General features: G+C 72.5%; 13 protein-coding genes. 3 read left to right on the forward strand and 10 right to left on the reverse strand.

Annotated features, from left to right (window positions below):
- Window positions 1-114: 114 nt before the first annotated feature.
- Window positions 115-792 carry a response regulator transcription factor gene (locus tag ACFWZ5_RS39165; RefSeq protein ID WP_384802808.1) on the reverse strand — a complete coding sequence of 226 codons (678 nt, stop codon included), beginning with the start codon at window positions 790-792 and terminating at the stop codon, window positions 115-117.
- Window positions 793-1,344: 552 nt separating this feature from the next.
- Between ACFWZ5_RS39165 and ACFWZ5_RS39170 the strand changes: the two genes are divergently transcribed.
- Both ACFWZ5_RS39170 and ACFWZ5_RS39175 read left to right on the forward strand, forming a co-directional pair.
- Complete coding sequence (locus tag ACFWZ5_RS39170; RefSeq protein WP_384802812.1) at window positions 1,345-2,835, forward strand: peptide MFS transporter; 1,491 nt, start codon at window positions 1,345-1,347, stop codon at window positions 2,833-2,835.
- A 104-nt stretch (window positions 2,836-2,939) separates the two neighbouring features.
- The gene (locus tag ACFWZ5_RS39175) at window positions 2,940-3,818 is read left to right on the forward strand and encodes an alpha/beta hydrolase family protein (RefSeq protein ID WP_384802815.1); all 879 of its coding nucleotides are present in this window, start codon (window positions 2,940-2,942) and stop codon (window positions 3,816-3,818) included.
- A 49-nt stretch (window positions 3,819-3,867) separates the two neighbouring features.
- Here ACFWZ5_RS39175 and ACFWZ5_RS39180 read toward each other — a convergent pair whose 3' ends face one another.
- From ACFWZ5_RS39180 to ACFWZ5_RS39205, 6 genes are all read right to left on the reverse strand, one after another.
- The gene (locus ACFWZ5_RS39180; protein WP_384802818.1) at window positions 3,868-5,352 is read right to left on the reverse strand and encodes a hypothetical protein; all 1,485 of its coding nucleotides are present in this window, start codon (window positions 5,350-5,352) and stop codon (window positions 3,868-3,870) included.
- Window positions 5,349-6,509 carry a hypothetical protein gene (locus tag ACFWZ5_RS39185; RefSeq protein ID WP_384802820.1) on the reverse strand — a complete coding sequence of 387 codons (1,161 nt, stop codon included), beginning with the start codon at window positions 6,507-6,509 and terminating at the stop codon, window positions 5,349-5,351. The genes ACFWZ5_RS39180 and ACFWZ5_RS39185 overlap by 4 nt, the downstream gene beginning before the upstream one ends.
- A 473-nt stretch (window positions 6,510-6,982) precedes the next feature.
- Window positions 6,983-7,861 (reverse strand): hypothetical protein, encoded by an 879-nt coding sequence (locus ACFWZ5_RS39190; RefSeq protein WP_384802823.1) that lies wholly within the window; start codon window positions 7,859-7,861, stop codon window positions 6,983-6,985.
- A 31-nt stretch (window positions 7,862-7,892) separates the two neighbouring features.
- Window positions 7,893-8,693 (reverse strand): LPXTG cell wall anchor domain-containing protein, encoded by an 801-nt coding sequence (locus ACFWZ5_RS39195; RefSeq protein WP_384802826.1) that lies wholly within the window; start codon window positions 8,691-8,693, stop codon window positions 7,893-7,895.
- A 177-nt stretch (window positions 8,694-8,870) separates the two neighbouring features.
- Window positions 8,871-9,386, reverse strand: a complete 516-nt coding sequence (locus ACFWZ5_RS39200) for an ATP-binding protein (RefSeq protein WP_384802829.1) — start codon at window positions 9,384-9,386, stop codon at window positions 8,871-8,873.
- A 298-nt stretch (window positions 9,387-9,684) separates the two neighbouring features.
- Window positions 9,685-10,053, reverse strand: a complete 369-nt coding sequence (locus ACFWZ5_RS39205; RefSeq protein WP_384802832.1) for an STAS domain-containing protein — start codon at window positions 10,051-10,053, stop codon at window positions 9,685-9,687.
- 273 nt (window positions 10,054-10,326) lie between these two features.
- Here ACFWZ5_RS39205 and ACFWZ5_RS39210 point away from each other — a divergent pair, with 273 nt between their 5' ends.
- The gene (locus ACFWZ5_RS39210; RefSeq protein WP_384802837.1) at window positions 10,327-11,217 is read left to right on the forward strand and encodes an RNA polymerase sigma factor SigF; all 891 of its coding nucleotides are present in this window, start codon (window positions 10,327-10,329) and stop codon (window positions 11,215-11,217) included.
- A gap of 110 nt (window positions 11,218-11,327) precedes the next feature.
- On the opposite strand, the gene hutI is transcribed toward ACFWZ5_RS39210, so the two are convergent.
- From hutI to ACFWZ5_RS39225, 3 genes are all read right to left on the reverse strand, one after another.
- Entirely contained in the window at window positions 11,328-12,515 is a 1,188-nt protein-coding gene (gene hutI / locus ACFWZ5_RS39215) for an imidazolonepropionase (protein WP_384802835.1), read from the reverse strand.
- Window positions 12,516-12,792: 277 nt separating this feature from the next.
- Window positions 12,793-14,142, reverse strand: coding sequence for a formimidoylglutamate deiminase (locus tag ACFWZ5_RS39220; protein ID WP_384806688.1), 1,350 nt, complete (start codon window positions 14,140-14,142; stop codon window positions 12,793-12,795).
- Window positions 14,139-15,341: an allantoate amidohydrolase gene (locus tag ACFWZ5_RS39225; RefSeq protein ID WP_384806686.1), complete on the reverse strand. Its 1,203-nt coding sequence runs from the start codon at window positions 15,339-15,341 to the stop codon at window positions 14,139-14,141. Before ACFWZ5_RS39225 ends, ACFWZ5_RS39220 begins: the two co-directional genes overlap by 4 nt.
- Window positions 15,342-15,493 lie beyond the last annotated feature (152 nt).

Here is a 15,493-nt window from a genome sequence, read left to right on the forward strand (position 1 = left end):
TCCGGCCCGCCGCTCCGCGGCGGGAGCTACCCCGCCCGCCCACCCCATGCGCCGCCGGGCGACGGGGCGCTCGCCCCGCGCGGGGGGGGGAGCCGCGGGCGCCGCCGGCGAGGGTCAGCTCTTTTCGAAGCGGAAACCTACGCCCCGTACCGTCGCGATGTAGCGCGGATTCGCCGCGTCGTCGCCGAGCTTCTTGCGGAGCCAGGAGATGTGCATGTCGAGGGTCTTCGTGGAGGACCACCACGTCGTGTCCCAGACCTCGCGCATCAGCTGGTCCCGGGTGACGACCCGCCCCGCGTCGCGCACGAGGACCCGCAGGAGGTCGAACTCCTTGGCCGTGAGCTGGAGTTCCTCCTCGCCCATCCAGGCGCGGTGGGACTCGACGTCGATGCGCACCCCGTGCGTGGCCGGCGGCTGCGCCGGCTCCGTGGCGCCGCGCCGGAGCAGGGCCCGCACCCGGGCGAGCAGCTCGGCGAGCCGGAACGGCTTGGTCACGTAGTCGTCGGCGCCCGCGTCGAGGCCGACCACGGTGTCCACCTCGTCCGCGCGCGCGGTGAGGATGAGGATCGGCACCGTGTGCCCGTCGGCGCGCAGCCGGCGCGCGACCTCGAGACCGTCCATGCCGGGCAGGCCCAGGTCGAGCACGACCAGGTCCACGCTGCCCTGAAGACCGGCGTCGAGCGCGGTCGGTCCGTCCTCACGCACTTCGACCTCGTAGCCCTCCCGGCGCAGGGCGCGGGCCAGCGGCTCCGAGATGGACGCGTCGTCCTCAGCGAGCAGTACACGGGTCATGGGGTGATGGTAGTCCGCGCCGGACAAGCGTCGAGGGGTGCTTGCCGCGCGTCCGCCCCGGTGCGGACCGGGCGGGGGCCGGGCAGGGGCCGGACGCGGCCCCGACACTGACCCCGACGGCCGGAACCTCCCGCTCCGGGATGCGATCCTTGGGTACGTCTCGCAGACACCTTGGATTGTGTGCCGTTGGTTCCTGCGTCACCTGTGATCCATCTCTCAAGTCCTTCCAAATGCCGATCTGTCGTGGCGTATGGTGGCGAGAAGCCTGTAGCACCACTCAAGGACCTTTGGCCGCTGTGGCAGCTGAAGGTCCCTTCTGTGTGCGGGCCGGTTTTCGCCGGCCCGGAAGGAATGACCTGTGGTCGGGCCCCGCACGCGATGTTGCGTCCCGGGGTGTGGATCTCGGTGTCGTCGCCCCTCGTACCCCGCGCAGCGGAACGAATCCCCCGGTCAGGCACGGGGGCGGGCGGGTGGCGCCGGTGCCGACCGCCCCCCACCGGGCGCGCACCTGGCCGACGGCCACGCGCGTCCCGACACCACGAGGATCGACCCATGGCGTCCAGCCTGACGAAGGACTCGGCCAGCACTCCTGGCTCCGAGAAGACCTTCTTCGGCCACCCCCGCGGCCTGGCCACTCTCTTCATGACCGAGATGTGGGAGCGCTTCAGCTTCTACGGCATGAAGGCACTGCTCCCCTTGTACTTGGTCGCGCCCGGCGGCATGGACATGAATGCCGCCACAGCCACGGCGATCTTCTCGATCTACATGGCGATGGTGTACCTGCTGGCCCTGCCGGGCGGCTGGTTCGCGGACCGCCTGTGGGGCCCGCGCAAGACGATCACGATAGCCGCTTTGGTGATCATGCTCGGTCACCTCACGCTCGCGCTGCCGGGCCAGGCGATGTTCTTCCTCGGCCTGGTGTTCGTGGCGATCGGCTCCGGCCTCCTGAAGGCCAACATCTCCACGATGGTCGGCCACCTCTACAACGGCCCGGACGACCCGCGCCGCGACGGTGGCTTCACGGTCTTCTACATCGGCATCAACCTGGGCGCCTTCTTCGCCCCGCTGGCCATCGGCACCGTCGGCGAGAAGGTCAACTGGCACCTGGGCTTCGCCATCGCCGCCTTCGGCATGGGCCTCGGCCTGATCCAGTTCCTGCTCGGCGGCCGCCACCTGAGCCCGCAGAGCAGCGTCGTGCCGAAGCCGGTGCCGCGCGCCGAGCTGATGAGCCTGCTGCGCAAGGCCATGCTGTGGATCATCGCCGCCGTCGTCTTCTACGGCGTCGCGGTCGCCACGGACGTCTACACCCTGAACTGGGCCATCGTCCCGATCACGGTCTCCGGCCTGCTCATCCCGATCTGGGTGCTCACCAAGATCAAGCGGGACAAGTCCCTGGACCAGACCGAGCAGTCCAAGATGACGGCGTACATCTGGTTCTTCGTGGCCGCCGCCATCTTCTGGATGATCTACGACCAGGGCGCGTCCACCGTGGCCCTGTTCGGCAAGAACTCCACGGACACCTCGATCTTCGGCTTCGACTTCCCGGTCTCCTGGTTCCAGTCGGTCAACCCCGTCCTGATCATGGCGATGGCCCCGGTCGTCGCCTGGATCTGGCTGGCGCTCAACCGGCGCGGCCAGGAGCCGAACTCCGTCGTGAAGTTCGCCTCCGGCCTCTTCCTGGTCGGCATCTCGTTCTTCGTCTTCCTGATCCCGCTGTCCATGGCGGGCGACGGCGAGAAGGTCGGCGCGTACTGGATCGTCGCGATCTACTTCATCCACACCATCGGTGAGCTGTGCGTCTCCCCCGTCGGCCTGTCGGTCACGACGAAGATGGCCCCGGAGAAGTACGCCTCCCAGATGCTGGGCGTCTGGTTCCTCGCCGTCACCGCCGGCGACTGCACCACGGGTCTGCTGTCCATCGCGGGCGTCGACCTGAACAAGAACGGCGTGGTCGCCATGGAGGCCACGATGGCGATCATCGCGGCCGTCGCGGTGTTCATGTACCGCAAGAAGGTCAAGGCACTCATGGGCGACGTGCACTAGCCGCCGCTTTCCCGCGTACGAACTGAGGGCCGCCGCACCACCCGGTGCGGTGGCCCTTGGCGTTTCTGCCCCTGCCGGCCGCGCGCCCGGTGGAGCATCGGCCCATGACGCTGCGTCGTACGCTCCTGACCCTCGCCCTGTGCGGCACGCTCCTGTCGTCCAGCGCCGCCGAGGCCGCGCAGGACGAAGGGGTGCCCGACGAGCCGGGGCAGGTCTTCTCCTACGGCCCGCACGCGCGCCAGACCGTGACGGTGTACGGCGGGCCCGGTGGCGCGGGGCGGCCCGCCCTGGTCGTCCTGCACGGCGGGTACTGGGCCCGCGACACCGACTGGAGCGGCTGGTCGCGGTGGTTCGCGGCGCGCGGCTTCACCGTGTACGACACCGACTACCGGCTCTCGTCGGACGCCGTCTGGTCCGCGCAGCGCGCCGACGTGCTCGCCGCCCTGCGGTGGATCGCCCGGCGCGAGGGCCCCGGCGCGGCCGGGCCGCTGGTGCTCGGCTCGTCGGCGGGCGGGCATCTCGCGGTGAGCGTGGGCGCGTACCGATCGGGCCGTGCGTACGTACGCGGCGTCGTCGCCCTCTCGCCCGTGGCGTCGCCGTACCGGGCGTGGACCGACGGGGCGCGGCCCGGCGCCTCCCCGCAGCAGCGGGAGCTGCGGCAGGCGGCGAAACGTCTCGCCGGATGCGATCCCGACCGGGCGGGACGGCGCTGCTGGGAGCGGTGGGGCGACCTGGCGGCCGTGTCGCACGCCTCGGGCGCCCGGGACGCGCCGCTGTACCTCGTCCACTCGGCGGGCGACTTCGTGCCGCCCGCCCACTCGGCCGAGCTCGCCGGCGCCCAGCTGCGGGCGGGCCTGAAGGACGTGTCCACGCGAACCCTGCCGGGGGCGGCGCACGGCGGACAGCTCCTGCGGCGTCCGGGGGTCGCGCGCGACGTACTGGCATGGCTGCGGGCCCATGCGAAACGGGCCCGCAGCCGCTGACCCCTTTGCCGAGGGGTGGCTCCTCTGTCCAGGGGTGTGCCGGGCGTCGTCAGCGCGTGCCGCGGCGGGGGCGGGGGCGGGTGCGGGGCAGGAAGGTGAACACCGCGCCGCCGAGCAGGATCGCCGTGCCCGCGACGAGGGCGAGCGCGCGCAGCGCGCCGTGGTCGTCGGCGCCGGTGTCGGCCAGGCCGCCGCCGGTGGTGGTCGAGCCGATACTTGAACCGGTGCTTGAGCCGGTACTTGAGCCGGTGGTCCCTCCGGTGGTCCCGCCGGTGGTCGTCCCTCCACTCGACCCGCCGCTCGACGAACCGCCGGACGCGCCGCCCGGCTGTGCCGAGGTGTCGAGCTCCAGGGACACCGCGGTCTTCGCGGGCGTGCACGTGGTGGTCGTACCGAGTGCCTTCACGGTGAGGACGCCGGGCGAGAGCGTCGACGTGCCGTCGGCGCCCGGCTTGTACGTGCCCGTGAGGTCGGGGACGGCGATGGGGTCGCCGGCCTTGATGGGCGCCTTGTTCAGGGGGCCCTCGACCGGCACCGTGCCCTTGTCGGCGCCGCCGAGCACGACAGCCATGGACGGCTTCACGGAGTTCGCGGGGATGTCGGCGGGGCTGTCCATCACGGACTTCTTGAACCGCACGGTGAGGCCGTAGGAGCCGCCGTCCTTCTTGGCGTTGATCTGCACCGGCGAGGTGGCTTCCCTGTCGCCGATCGGGGTCTTGCACTTGTACGGGATCAGGACTTCCTTGCCGGGGAAGTCGGTCCGCCCGTCGCCGCCGCCGCTGGAACCGCCGGTCGTGGTGCCGCCGTTGTCGCCGCCGCCGGACGTCGTGCCACCGGATGTCGTACCGCCGGACGTGGTCCCACCCGTCGTGGTCCCACCGGTCGTGGTCCCGCCCGTCGTGGTGCCGCCCGTCGTCGTGCCGCCCGAGCTGCCGCCCCCGGCGGTCACCTTGATGGTCGCGGCGGCCTGTACGGCCTCCTCCGGCTTGCACTTGGTGTCGGTCGAGATCGGCTTGTCCACGTTGATGTCGTACGCGTCCGGGGTCAGCGTCACCTCGCCCGGCTTCGTCAGCTTCAGCTTGGCCTTCATGTCGGACAGGACCATCGGACTGCCCTTGGGAATGGGCGGGTTGGTCCGCGTCCCCGTCACCTTGAGGTCGCCGGTCTGGGCGCCGCCGAGCTTGACCGTCCCGGTCGGCAGGACAGTGTCCTTGCCGAGGTCGAGTATGTCGGGGTTCTTCGACGCGGCCTGGACGGTCTGCCACACCACCTCGACCTCGTCGCCGACCTTCGCCTCAGCCACCGTGCTGAGCTGCACCTTCGTGGTGCCGTGCACGGGCGGCAGCTGGGAGATCGGGGGCGGTACGCACTCGGTCTTGTACGCGACCTCGGCGGCCTGCGCCGGGCCCGCGGCCGCGAACAGCGTGATCCCGGTGCCGCCGAGGACCAGGGACGCGCAGGCGACGGCCGCTCTCGTACGGGAGGTGGGCCCCCGCGCTCCTTGCTCTCCGCTCGCGCTCCGTGTCGCCTTCATGCGTTTCCCTTCGTCGGGGGGCCGTTGTCGGACGGTGCGGAGAGCTGTTCTGCGGGGGCGCCCGGATCGGTGTCCGGGGTGAACCAGGGCAGAGTCGTGGACGTGGTGGGCGGGGTGGACGGGGTGGGCTTGGCGGGCTTAGTGGGCTTGGTGGGCTTGGTGGCGGCGGTCGGGTCGTCCGGGCCAGCCGGGTCGCGGGTGCGGAACGTGTCGTGTGCCGTGCGCTCGGCGGTGACCGCGGGCTGCGGGAGCCGCAGCTTCGGGAGCCGGGCGGCGAGTTCGCCGAGGCGGGCGGTGCGGTGGCGGCCCGGCGGGTGGTTGCCGCCGCGGTGCGGGCGGAGCCGGTCGACGGCCGCCATGGCGACGCGGAACACGGCCGCGGGTACGACGACGCACAGCAGGACCCAGAAGAGGGTCACCCCCCAGGGGCGGCCCACGCCCCACGGCTGTTCGGCGAGCACCTTCTCCCCGTACCGCAGCGACACCAGATAGTCGCCGTGCGCGCCCGCGGGCAGCTCGACCGGCAGCTTGATCCGCGCCTTCCTGCCCGGGGCGATGGTGCCGCGCCACTGCTGTTCCTCCCACGCGGGGGCGAACACGCCGTGCGAGGTGCCGACCTGGAAGACGGGGTCCTTGACGGGCGCGGATCCGACGTTGCCGACGGTGAACACGAGCCGCCGGGTCGGCGGTGACCCGAACCAGGTGAGCAGGCCGCTCGACCCGTCGAGCCGGGTGTCCGTCATGATGGAGAGACGCCCGCCGCTCCGCGCTTTGGGCAGCGGCTTCACCGGGTGTCCCGCGACCTTGAACGCCGCGTCCGCGGTGGCCTTCTCGCCGGTCACGGTGGCGACGTGCACGACGCACGGGCAGGGGGCCGGGGGCTCGGCGACGGGGAGCCGTTTGCTGAAGGTCCCCTTGGCGTCGGTGGTGACGGCGCGGCCCTGTGCGTTGGCGCAGGAGTTGGTGCCGCCGGGGACTCCGTCGGCGGGGGTGGCCTGGCCGCAGACGAGCACCATGAGCAAGGCGCTCTTTCGCCATCCGTCCCCCTTGACGGTGACGGAACCCCCCGTTCCCGCCTGGGACTTGGACAGGGTCACCCTGGGCTTGCCGTCAGCGACGGCCGCCGGAGCCGCCACCCCCAGGGCGAGCAGAACCATGGCGAGGGCGACTGTCAGGCACCGTCGCCGCCTCCGTACCCCGCCGCTCCGCGGCGGGTTCTCTCCCACCCGCCCGCCCGTTTCCACCCTCCCGCGGGGTGAACGCCTCTCGTGGGGGGCACTCACCATCGGCGTCGAAAGCACATGGAGGGCTGGACAGGCAGCATCCGCTGCAAAACAGCGGGCAACCCCCACCAGAGACGCCCACCCACCAGGAGACCAGAAACGGGCCGACGGGCGGGCGATACCCCGCAGCCGCCAACGACGGCCAACCCCCACCAGAGACGCCCACCCACCGGGAGACCGGAAACGGGCGGGCGGGTGGGAGATATCCGCCGCGGAGCGGCGGCTGGCGCCTGGCAGCCGCCGACGGCGGACGACCCCCACCAGAGAGGCCCACCCGCCGGGGAACTGGAAACGGGCGGGCGGGTGGGAAATCCCCGCCCCCACCGCACCCCGTACGACCCGCGAAGTCACGCCCCACCCCCAGCCCGGCGCAGCCGACCCCGCACCGCGAAGAAGCCCCCCACCACACCCACCAATCCCCCCGAAACCCCCGCGACAGCGGTCCACGGCACGATCCGCACAGAGGCGGTGCCCACACCCCGCACACCACCCCCGGCCGACGCCGCCACCTCCACGGACACCACGTCGAACCCCGGCACCCCACCCCACGGCTCGCTCAAGGACACCCGCCGCCCGGGGGCCACCCCGGGCACCTTCCGAGGGGCCCGGTCGAGCAGCTCCCCGAACACCCCGCGGGCCCGCACCGCGACCCGCGGTGCGAGCACGGTGGTGCCCCGGTTCACCAGGTCGTACGAGATCCGCCCGCCGTCGACGTCGACCTTCACCCGCTCGACGGTGAGCGCGGGCAGGGCGGGCCCGCTCACCCGCAGGTGCACGGCGACGCGCCGGTCCCGCCCGCCGCCGTCGCGGGCGGCGATCGTGCCGGGGTGGTCACCGGGCGCGGCCGTCGACGGCACGGCCACGGTGAACGGCACCTCGGCCCGCGTCCGCGGCGGCACGGTCACCTCGCGCCGGGCGAAGGCGACCCACGCCCCCGCGCCGCCGGGCCCCCCGCGCAGGGTCACGGCGAGCGGCTCGTCGTCGGGGTTCGTGACGGACACCGTGTCCTGGAGTACGGCGCCGGGCGCGCCCTCCACGTAGAAGTAGGGCCGCTTGCCGTCGCCCGCCGAGGCCGCGAGGGACCACGGGGTACGGCCGCCGCCGTCGGCCGCGTACGCCACCGGCGCCCCGGGCACCGCGGACACCGCCCCGCCCAGGAGCAGCGCGACGGCCCCCGCGCACACCGCACCCCGCAGCCGCAGCCGCAGCCGCACGCGCACCCGCATCCGCTCGCCCCTCACCCCGGCACCCGGCCGGTCAGCGCGACCGCGCCGCCTGGTTCCGCCGCGTCAGCCACAGGACCCCGGCCGCGCCGGCGAGCAGCACCGTGCCGCCGAGCGTGCCGAGCGCGATCGCGGAGTCGGCGGGCCCGGTCTGCGGCAGTTCCTCACCGCCGGACGGCGCGTTCTGCGCCCCGTCCGACGTACCGGAGGAGCCCGCCCCGGAGCTGGAACCGGAATCCGAGCCCGACCCCGAACCCGAACCGGACCCGGAGCCGGAGTCCGAGCCGGAGTCCGAGTCCGAGCCGCCCGAGCCCTTGACGTTCAGGGTCAGCGACGGCTTCGGGCTGTTCGCGGGCGTGCACGTCGTCGTCGTACCGAGCGCCTTGATGGTCAGGACGCCGGCGGTGAACGTGACCTTGCCGGACTTCTTCGGCGTGTACGTGCCCGACAGGGTGCTGATCCTGATGGGGGTGTTGGCCGGAATCGCCTGGGCGTTGGGCGGGCCCGACACCGGAACGGTGCCGCTCTCCGCGCCGCCGAGCTTGATGAGCGCGCTCGGCTTCATCGCGCCCTTGCCGAGCTCGACGGGGCTGGAGGAGACGCCCTTCTGGAAGGACATGGTGAGCTTGTAGCCGCTGCCGCTCCTGGTGCTCTTGATGTCGATGGGCGAGACGGCACCCTTGTTGCCGATGGGCGTCCTGCACTGGTAGTCGACGTCCTGGACCTCGGCCCGGGCGGCGGGTGCGGTGAGCAGCAGGGCCGGTCCGGCCAGGGCGGCGGCAAGGACGAGTGCGGCCGGTTTCTTCTGGTACGACACCTCTGTTCTTCCCCTCATGCCGGTGGTGCGGGCGGGTCCGTGCCGCGGGTACGTGCGGTGTACGTGCACATTTACTGACGGCACATCAGATACGGGCGCTCAAGGTACGCCCGGGACCTTGTCGAGGGAAGACAAAGGACGCGCCGGATCAGTACAGATCCGACGCGTCCGCTGAGACGTGTGAGACGTGGGTGACTAGCCGGGCGCGCCCAGCTCCGCCCAGACCGTCTTGCCCGTGCACCCGGGGGTCCGTACGACACCCCAGTCCAGGCAGAGCCGCTGCACGATGAACATCCCGTGCCCGCCGGGGCGCCCGGCGCGGTGCGGGGTGCGGGGTGCGGGCTGGCCCGCGCCGCGGTCGGAGACCTCGATGCGCAGCACCTTCCTGCCGTTGTCGCAGGAGAGCCAGAGTTCGTCGGGGCCCTCGGCGTGCAGGCAGGCGTTGGTCACCAGCTCGGAGACGACGAGCAGGACGTCCTCGGCGGCCGCGCGGCGGTCGGCGCCCACGGCGGGCAGCCAGCCCCAGGCGTGCAGGGCTTCGCGGGTGAAGTCCCGCGCGAGCGGCACGACACCGCTCGCGCCGTCCAGGCTGAGGCTGCGGACCTGGCGGCCCCCGGTCTCCGGGGCGGCCGCGGGCACGGCGGTGTCCGCGACGGCGGCCTCCGGCTCCGGGCCACGGTCGCCCGGCGAGTAAGGCCGGGTGGTGCTCATCAGCACTTCACCTCACCGACAAGAGGACTCTGGACAAGTGGCGGAACGAAGAGCCCCGGCGGCGGATGTCCGCCCGGCCGGCTGTCTCCTGGCCGCTTGCCGTTTCTGACGTTGACTTGATGACGATTGGCGACAGATTCAGGGTGACTCCTGCCCGGCCGTACCGTGCGAACACCCACTGATTCGGCAGGATCCGTGTGACGCTGGTAACGCATCGATCACACAGCGACAACTGACGCATAACTGTTCAGGTCACCTGCGCACCACCGTGCGCACCACACCTGTCACCGCTCCCGGCTCAGTCGGCCAGAGCCGCTTCGAGCGTCTCGTGGACGGTGAAGACGGCATCGGCTCCGGTGATCTCGAAGACCCGGGCCACCACCGGCTGCATGCCCGCGAGGTGGACGCCGCCTCCCGCGGCCTCGGCTTTCAACCGCGCCCCCAGGAGCACGTTCAACCCCGTGGAATCGCAGAACTCCAGCCGTGAGCAGTCGACCACGAGCCGTGAGAAGCCCTGCGTGACACAGTCTTCGAGTGGCTCGCGCAGCAGATCGGCGGTGTGGTGATCGAGCTCACCCGCCGGGGTCACGACGGCACTGCGGCCCTCATTCCGGACTTCGACCAGAAGCCGGCCCCTGTGTGCGCTGCCGACCGTCCCGCGGTCCATGCCGTCACTCTCTTCCGACCGTCGTGGCTGATACAGGCGCGCGCCATCGACACGCGATGACGCCCTTGAACATTACGCCTTCCCTACGGCCCGGGGTAGCCGAACAACCTCCAGAATTCGGACATTTCACCACAGAACGCACTTGCGACCCCGCCGCGGAAGCGGGTAGGGGTAGAAGAGACACCAATCGACCCGGACGGCCATGGAGGCGCCGCACACCGCAGTGCACGTAGTGGCATCGGCAGCCATATGCCGAGAACGATGGAGGACACCATGTCACCCCGGCTCGACGAATCGCGTACTGACCAAGCGACGTCGACACCCCCGCCGAACCGCACCGACCCCGAAGGGCCCGAGTGCCTGTCGGGCCTCCCGGAGATACCTCCGTACGACGAAGTGGGACCCGTCGACGCGCGGGCCCTGTCCAAGACCCTCTTCGAGCGCCTCGAATCCCTCGAAGAAGGCACGCACGAACACGCATACGTCCGCAACACCCTGGTCGAACTGAACCTCGCCCTGGTGAAGTTCGCCGCCTCCCGGTTCCGCTCCCGCAGCGAGCCGATGGAGGACATCATCCAGGTCGGCACCATCGGCCTGATCAAGGCCATCGACCGCTTCGAGCTCAGCCGCGGCGTCGAGTTCCCGACCTTCGCGATGCCGACGATCGTCGGCGAGATCAAGCGCTTCTTCCGCGACACGTCGTGGTCGGTGCGCGTGCCCAGGCGGCTCCAGGAGCTCCGCCTCGACCTCGCCAAGGCCGGCGACGAGCTGGCCCAGAAGTTCGACCGCGCGCCGACGGTGGCCGAACTCGCCGAGCGTCTCGGCATCACCAACGACGAGGTCATCGAAGGCATGGCCGCGTCCAACGCGTACACCGCGAGCTCGCTCGACGCGCAGCCCGAGGAGGACGACTCCGAAGGCGCGCTCGCCGACCGCATCGGCTACGAGGACCACGGGCTCGAAGGCATCGAGTACGTCGAGTCGTTGAAGCCCCTGATCGCCGAACTCCCGCCCCGCGACCGGAAGATCCTCGCCCTGCGCTTCGTGGCGAACATGACCCAGTCGGAGATCGGCGACGAACTCGGCATCTCCCAGATGCACGTCTCACGGCTTCTGTCGCGGACCCTGGTGCGCCTGCGCAAGGGACTGACCGTCGAGGAGTGACCCGCGCGGCCCGCGCCCGCCCGCTACCGAACTCCCGAACACCCCTGTGGGGCCCGCCCGTTGAGGCGGGCCCCACAGTCGTTTCCAGCGCTTTCTGTGTTTCCGGCGGTTCAGCGCACGCGTACGCCGCGCTGCCACACGTGCGACACCAGCGGGACGCCCGGCCGGTACGCGAGGTGGACGTGCGACGGCGCGTCGAGCAGGGCGAGGTCGGCGCGGGCGCCCGGGGTGAGGCGGCCGACGTCCCTGCGGCGCAGGGCCGCGGCCCCGCCCGCCGTCGCCGCCCAGACGGCCTCGTCCGGGGTCATGCCCATGTCCCGTACCGCGAGGGCGATGCAGAAGGGCACGGAGGAGGTGAAGGACGAGCCCGGGTTGCAGTCCGTGGACAGGGCGACGGTGGCGCCCGCGTCCAGGAGGCGGCGGGCGTCGGGCCACTCGGCGCGGGTGGAGAACTCGGCGCCGGGCAGCAGCGTGGCGACGGTGGCGCTGTGGGCGAGCGCGTCGACGTCCGCGTCGGTGAGGTGGGTGCAGTGGTCGGCGGACGCCGCGTCGAGCTCCACGGCGAGCTGGACGCCGGGGCCGTGGCCGAGCTGGTTGGCGTGCACGCGCGGGTGCAGGCCCCTGGCCTTGCCCGCCGTCAGGATCGCCCGCGCCTGGTCCCCGTCGAACGCGCCCTTCTCGCAGAACACGTCGACCCAGCGGGCGTGCGGGGCGCAGGCCTCCAGCATCTCGCCGGTCACCAGGGCCACGTATGCCGCCGGGTCGTCGGCGTAGTCCGGCGACACGATGTGGGCGCCCAGGAAGGTCACCTCGTCCGTGTGCCGGGCCGCGATGCGCAGGGCGCGGGCCTCGTCCTCGGTCGTCAGGCCGTACCCCGACTTCGTCTCGAACGTCGTCGTGCCCTGGCGGAGCGCCTCGCGGAGGTAGCGGGTGACGTTCGCTTCGAGCTGCTCGTCCGTGGCCGCGCGGGTGGCGGCGACCGTGGTGCGGATGCCGCCCGCCTCGTACGGGCGGCCCTCCATGCGGGCGTTGAACTCCTGGGTGCGGTCGCCCGCGAAGAGGAGGTGGGAGTGGGAGTCGACGAATCCCGGGATGGCCGCGTGGCCCTCCGCGTCGTACGACGCGTCTGCCTGGGGGGCCTTGTGGGTGGGGCCCACCCACGCGACGTTCGGGCCGTCGAGGACGACGGCCGCGTCCTTCACGACGCCGAGGGGGCCCTCTCCGAGGGCGGGGTCGTTGGTGACGAGGCTGGAGATGTTGGTGATGACTGTGGTGGTCGTGGTCGTGGTCGTGGTCATGGGGGTTCCTGTCGGTGGGTGGGTGGGGCCTTCGCGGGGCGCCCCGGTCCCGCCCCTTTCCCGAAACCAGGGGCTGCCGCCCCTGGGACCCCGCTTGATCGGCGCTCCGCGCCTCGCCCTCAAACGCCGGGCGGGCTGAAAGCCAAACAGCCCGGCCGGCGAAAGTTCCAGCCCGTCCGGCGTTTGAGGACGAGCGCGCAGCGCGGATAAAAGGGGGTCTGGGGGCGGAGCCCCCAGTTTCGGGAAGGGGTGGGATTGGGGAGGCCCCCGGCAGGGATCAGCGCAGGGCCGCTACCGCCTCCCCCAGCGCCGCCCCCACGTCCCCGACCAGGGCGTGCTCGCCGTCACGGACCACGTGTCGGCCCCCGACGACGGTATGCCGCACATCCGCCCCACTCGCAGCGAAGATCGCCACCTCCGCCCCCAGGCGGGGCACGGCCCCGGCCGTACGGACGGAGTCCAGGGCGACCGTGGTGAAGTCGGCCAGCGCGCCAGGGGCGAGCACCCCGGCCTCGGCCCAGCCCAGCGCCGCGTGCCCGTCGGCGGAAGCGGCCCGCAGCAGCGCGGCCGCGGTCCAGTGCCCCCGCGTGTGCGAGCGCAGGCGCTCGTTGAGCTCCATGGCCCGCGCCTCTTCGAAGAGGTCGATGACGGCGTGGCTGTCGCTGCCGAGGGACAGCGGGCTGCCCGCCCGCTGGAGGGCGGGCGCGGGACCGATGCCGTCGGCGAGGTCCCGCTCGGTGGTCGGGCACATGCACGTGCCGGTGCCGGACCCGCCGATGAGCGCGATGTCGTCGTCGGTGAGGTGCGTGTTGTGGACACCCGTCGTGCGCGCGCCGAGCACCCCGTGGTCGGCGAGCAGGCGCGCGGGAGTGCGGCCGTGCACGGCGAGGCAGGCCTCGTTCTCGGCGGTCTGCTCGGAGAGGTGGACGTGCAGCGGCGCGCCCCGCCGCGCGGCCCAGTCGGCCACCGTGCTCAACTGCCGCGCGGGCACGGCCCGTACGGAGTGGATGGCCGCGCCCACGCGCGCGTGCTCGCGGTCCTTCAGGAGCGAGGCCCGCTCGGCCCAGGCCTCCGCCGTGCCGTCGGAGAAGCGCAGCTGGTGGTGGTTCGGCGGCTCGCCCTCGGCGGCGCTGCGCAGGCCGGAGGCCACGTACGCGGTGTCGAGGAGCGTGATGCGGATGCCCGCGTCGGCCGCGGCGGCGATGAGGGCCTCGCCCATCGCGTTCGGGTCGGCGTAGCGCGTCCCGCCGGGCGCGTGGTGCAGGTAGTGGAACTCGCCGACCGCCGTGATCCCGGCGAGCGCCATCTCCGCGTACACCGCCCGCGCGAGCGCGTGGTACGTCTCCGGGGTGAGCCGGTCGGCCACGGAGTACATGACCTCGCGCCACGTCCAGAACGTGCCGCTGCCGACCTGGACGGTGGCGCGCAGGGCGCGGTGGAAGGCGTGCGAGTGGGCGTTGGCGAGGCCGGGGAGCGTGAGGCCGCGCAGGACCGTGGCGCCGGGCGGCGGGGCGTCGACGCCCGTGCGGACGGCGGCGATCCGCCCGTCCGCGCCGACGTCGAGCGCCACGCCCGGCTCGACGTTGGTCTCGAGCCAGGCGTGTTCCGCCCAGTACGTCTGCGTCACCGGCACGCCAGGCCCTCCAGTACGTCGGCGAGTGCGCGCACCCCGGCCAGGCAGTCGTCCTCGGCCGCGAACTCGGCGGGTGAGTGCGAGACGCCCGTGGGGTTGCGTACGAACAGCATGGCGGTCGGGACCGAGGCGGACAAAATGCCCGCGTCGTGTCCGGCGCCGGTGCCGAGCACGGGCAGGTCGCGGCCGGTGCGCTCGCGCAGGATCGCGCCGAGCTCGTCGCGCAGCGCGTGCTCGAAGTCGATGACCGGCGTGAAGGACTCCCGCACGACGTCCAGGTCGACACCGTGCCGGTCGGCGTACTCGCGGGCCGCCTTCTCCACGGCCGTGACGACCGTGTCGAGCGTGTCCTGGTCGGCGGCGCGCGCGTCGAGCCAGGCGCGGACCAGGGACGGGATGGCGTTGACGCCGTTCGGCTCGACGGCGATCTTGCCGAACGTGGCGAGGGCACCGGCGAGTTCGGCCTCGCGGCGGGCCGCGATGACCGTCTCGGCGTAGCTCAGCATCGGGTCGCGACGGTCGACGAGCCGGGTCGTGCCCGCGTGGTTGGCCTCGCCCCGGAAGTCGAAGCGCCAGCGGCCGTGCGGCCAGATGGCGCTGGCGATGCCGACCGGGTCGCCCGAGAGGTCGAGGGCGCGGCCCTGTTCGACGTGCAGCTCGACGAACGCGCCGATGCGGGCCAGGCGCTCGGGGTCGGGGCCGATCGCCGACGGGTCGTACCCGGCGGACTCCATCGCCTCCGGCAGGCGTACGCCGTCGCCGTCGCGGAGCTCGTACGCCTGCTCCTTGGTGAGCTGTCCTGCCGTGAGCCGGGAGCCGACGCAGGCCAGGCCGAAGCGGGCGCCCTCCTCGTCGCCGAAGTTGGTGATCGCGAGGGGACGGGTGAACTCGGCTCCCCTGGCGCGGAGTTCGTCGAGGGCGGCGAACGACGACACGACGCCGAGGGGGCCGTCGAAGGCGCCGCCGTCCGGGACGGAGTCGAGGTGGGAGCCGGTGACCACGGCGTTTCCCCGGGCGGGGTCGCCGAGCCAGGCCCACTGGTTGCCGTTGCGGTCGGTCTCGTAGGTGAGGCCTCGGGACGCGGACTGTTCCTGGAACCAGGTGCGGCAGTCCGCGTCGGCCCCCGTCCAGGCGTGGCGGCGGTAGCCGTGGGTGTCGGGGTCGCGGCCGATGGGGCTGAGGTCGGACCACATCTGCTGGAAGGAGGGGGGATTTTCCCCAAGCCCGCCCCTTCCCGAAACCGGGGCTCCGCCCCGGACCCCGCTATCGGCGCTCCGCGCCTCGTCCTCAAACGCCGGACGGGCTGAAATACCAGCCCCTCCGGCGTTTGAGGAGCGGGGGTCCG

The organism is Streptomyces sp. NPDC059003 (assembly GCF_042740445.1).
Classification (GTDB): Bacteria; Actinomycetota; Actinomycetes; order Streptomycetales; family Streptomycetaceae; genus Streptomyces.

What these genes read in the sequence shown, in the direction of transcription:
- ACFWZ5_RS39165 (WP_384802808.1), bottom strand. Translation starts at nt 792, where the DNA reads ATGACCCGTGTACTGCTCGCTGAGGACGACGCGTCCATCTCGGAGCCG.
- ACFWZ5_RS39170 (WP_384802812.1), top strand. Translation starts at nt 1,345, where the DNA reads ATGGCGTCCAGCCTGACGAAGGACTCGGCCAGCACTCCTGGCTCCGAG.
- ACFWZ5_RS39175 (WP_384802815.1), top strand. Translation starts at nt 2,940, where the DNA reads ATGACGCTGCGTCGTACGCTCCTGACCCTCGCCCTGTGCGGCACGCTC.
- ACFWZ5_RS39180 (WP_384802818.1), bottom strand. Translation starts at nt 5,352, where the DNA reads ATGAAGGCGACACGGAGCGCGAGCGGAGAGCAAGGAGCGCGGGGGCCC.
- ACFWZ5_RS39185 (WP_384802820.1), bottom strand. Translation starts at nt 6,509, where the DNA reads ATGGTTCTGCTCGCCCTGGGGGTGGCGGCTCCGGCGGCCGTCGCTGAC.
- ACFWZ5_RS39190 (WP_384802823.1), bottom strand. Translation starts at nt 7,861, where the DNA reads ATGCGGGTGCGCGTGCGGCTGCGGCTGCGGCTGCGGGGTGCGGTGTGC.
- ACFWZ5_RS39195 (WP_384802826.1), bottom strand. Translation starts at nt 8,693, where the DNA reads ATGAGGGGAAGAACAGAGGTGTCGTACCAGAAGAAACCGGCCGCACTC.
- ACFWZ5_RS39200 (WP_384802829.1), bottom strand. Translation starts at nt 9,386, where the DNA reads ATGAGCACCACCCGGCCTTACTCGCCGGGCGACCGTGGCCCGGAGCCG.
- ACFWZ5_RS39205 (WP_384802832.1), bottom strand. Translation starts at nt 10,053, where the DNA reads ATGGACCGCGGGACGGTCGGCAGCGCACACAGGGGCCGGCTTCTGGTC.
- ACFWZ5_RS39210 (WP_384802837.1), top strand. Translation starts at nt 10,327, where the DNA reads ATGTCACCCCGGCTCGACGAATCGCGTACTGACCAAGCGACGTCGACA.
- hutI (WP_384802835.1), bottom strand. Translation starts at nt 12,515, where the DNA reads ATGACCACGACCACGACCACGACCACCACAGTCATCACCAACATCTCC.
- ACFWZ5_RS39225 (WP_384806686.1), bottom strand. Translation starts at nt 15,341, where the DNA reads ATGTGGTCCGACCTCAGCCCCATCGGCCGCGACCCCGACACCCACGGC.